The organism is Cellulophaga sp. BC115SP (assembly GCF_009905545.1).
GTDB lineage: Bacteria > Bacteroidota > Bacteroidia > Cytophagales > Spirosomataceae > Flectobacillus > Flectobacillus rivi.
The window spans coordinates 1-2219 of the sequence record NZ_JAAALB010000119.1 but is presented as its reverse complement, the minus strand read 5'-3'; the positions used below and the strand labels follow the sequence as shown (position 1 = coordinate 2219).

5 protein-coding genes are annotated in these 2219 nt (G+C 42.5%); all 5 read left to right on the top strand.

Features of this window, described 5'->3' with window-relative positions; translation table 11 throughout:
- A partial coding sequence (locus GVN22_RS27075) for a hypothetical protein (RefSeq protein WP_166554124.1) occupies positions 1-285 on the top strand: 285 nt, incomplete at its 5' end.
- A gap of 56 nt (positions 286-341) precedes the next feature.
- On the top strand, positions 342-1055 hold the full coding sequence (locus GVN22_RS27070) for a hypothetical protein (protein ID WP_166554123.1): 714 nt from the start codon (positions 342-344) through the stop codon (positions 1053-1055).
- Complete coding sequence (locus GVN22_RS27065) at positions 1055-1519, top strand: hypothetical protein (protein ID WP_166554122.1); 465 nt, start codon at positions 1055-1057, stop codon at positions 1517-1519. Before GVN22_RS27070 ends, GVN22_RS27065 begins: the two co-directional genes overlap by 1 nt.
- The gene (locus GVN22_RS27060; RefSeq protein ID WP_166554115.1) at positions 1519-1677 is read left to right on the top strand and encodes a hypothetical protein; all 159 of its coding nucleotides are present in this window, start codon (positions 1519-1521) and stop codon (positions 1675-1677) included. Before GVN22_RS27065 ends, GVN22_RS27060 begins: the two co-directional genes overlap by 1 nt.
- A 3-nt stretch (positions 1678-1680) precedes the next feature.
- Positions 1681-2219 (top strand): transglycosylase SLT domain-containing protein (locus GVN22_RS27055; protein ID WP_166554121.1); only part of this gene is annotated, 539 nt, incomplete at its 3' end.

Here is a 2219-nt window from a genome sequence, read left to right as displayed (position 1 = left end):
GAAACACAATCGGCTGGTATGGCTTATACGACAGCCTCAGACAAAGAAATCGGTTTGTATGCGGATGGTAAAGGCGCTATTGCCAACACGCCATTTGTCGCAAAAGACGCTACTGACGTCATCAAAGAAGTCTTGGGTGGTTCTAGCGTAAGCGCTTCTACCGAAGGTTCTCCAGAGGCAGCCACTCCATTCTATAAAAAGCCACTCAACTATGTGTTGGCTGGATTAGCCATTTTGGCTGGCTACTTTGCTTGGAAGTCTTTTAGCAACGAGGACGAAGACTAAGATAATCATGCTAGACAGCCTATCAACATAGGCTGTCTGGTCTTAACTCAAACGCAATGGCAATTGATATAAAAAATGTCCGTATAGGAATGTCCGTTAAGGCAACATCCCCTAAATACGGTTACGTAAAGTTGTATGATACTGCCGATTGGGATGAAGATAATCCAAGCAAGATAGACTTTGGTGGTGTGATTGGTAAGATGAACAATGGGCTTCAATTGGGGATTATTCAAGATGTGTATGAAGACTCCAAACTAGCCTTGGTTCAGTTGTACAAACCTATTTTGTATATGCTGAAATATCGTACCAACGCCATAGTTCCTTTGTCTGACCTTACCACTATCTCAACGCCAACTGTAGTTTCTGGAACTAAGAACTACTATTGCACTGGCGATAGTGTCAGAATCAGAACAGGGGCTTCTTTAACATCAGCCATTAAATCAGCCGTCAATAAAGGTAATTTAATTGGTCAGTCCGATGGTAAAAGTGTCAATGGCTTTTTGAAGTTCAACTTGGCCATGGGTGGTGTAGGTTATGTGGCTGAACAATATTGTTCGACGGTCAAACCTGTCACTTCACAAGCTGTCAAAAAGACGGTCACTAAAACAGATACTACTACAGGAACAAGCAAAGAGGTCGTAGTAACTCAAGTGGACACAGGCGAAGGCTGGACAGTAAAGGAAGTCATCATCAAAGGCGCAATCGGTGCTGTAGCAGGCTTTTTAGCGATTAAGCTAATCGGAAAACTCTTTAAACTCAAAGGTGATTAATGAAAGCACTAAGCCTAGCATGGGGAACTTTCCTCAAGGTGGTCAACAAACTCACCTCATCGAGTGTATTCTGGTACGTGGTCTTTGGTGCGGCTGCCTTTTATGCCTATAAGCGATTGACAACGCCCAAAGAGGAAACCTTTCTGGAACTCCCACTTCCTAATTCAGGCTCAGGGCTTCCCAAAGACTGGAATCCTAACCCATTGGTAGAAGATTTCCATGCCTACTTTGACTCATGGTTTGGTAATAGTGATGATTTGAGAGATGCCTATATCAAAGCTCTTTCACTAACTAACGACCAATTCCATGTCCTTGTTCAGACCTATAATGCCAAATACGGCAAAAAGGATGCTGCAACACTCTGGACAAGAGTCACAAGCTGGAAGAAGATTCTCTTCTCTTGGAATGGTGACCAGCAAGCTCGAATGGAACAGCGCATGATTGCCTTAAAACTTAACTACTAATGAATAACCAAAGTGGATTATTAGGTAATCTAGGTACAGCCAATATCAATGTACAATTTGATGTGCCTAGTGCCCTAAAACTTGGAGCTACTGCCCTAGGGGCTGGTACACTCCTGATTCTTATCTCAATCTTTTTGAAAAAGTGGATTAACAACTAATATATGCTACCCTTTGAATGGCTCACATACAGAAACCCTTACGGCTATATCTCCAAAGTTCGAGAAGTAGCCCAAAGACTCAAAATCAAGCCTGAATGGCTGATGATGGTCATTTGGGTAGAAAGTAAGCACAGCTCGCAAGCAGAAAATAAGCTCTCAGAAGCATTCGGCTTGATTCAATGTTTGCCAAGTACGCTAAGACGTTTGGGCTATTCATTAGGGCAAGTCAGGGGTAAGTTTGGAGAATGGCAATTAGAGCACTTGGTGTATCCTTATCTCAAACCCTATATCGGGAAGATGAACTCAGCCTATGATGTGTATCTAGCCGTTTTCCATCCCGCTGCCCTTGGTAAAGGTGATGGCTATGTTATTGCCTACGAGCGTGAAAAAGCCTACCAATATAACAAAGTACTAGATACGGTTTATGGTGATAGAGACGGCAAACTGGAAGTATTAGATGTAAAGTTCTTCTTTAAAAAGTCTGTCCAAAATGCCGTAAAACTCCACAAGAAACTACCTGAATACAAAGACAAAATTCCGTT

What these genes read in the sequence shown, in the direction of transcription:
- GVN22_RS27070 (WP_166554123.1), top strand. Translation starts at nt 342, where the DNA reads ATGGCAATTGATATAAAAAATGTCCGTATAGGAATGTCCGTTAAGGCA.
- GVN22_RS27065 (WP_166554122.1), top strand. Translation starts at nt 1,055, where the DNA reads ATGAAAGCACTAAGCCTAGCATGGGGAACTTTCCTCAAGGTGGTCAAC.
- GVN22_RS27060 (WP_166554115.1), top strand. Translation starts at nt 1,519, where the DNA reads ATGAATAACCAAAGTGGATTATTAGGTAATCTAGGTACAGCCAATATC.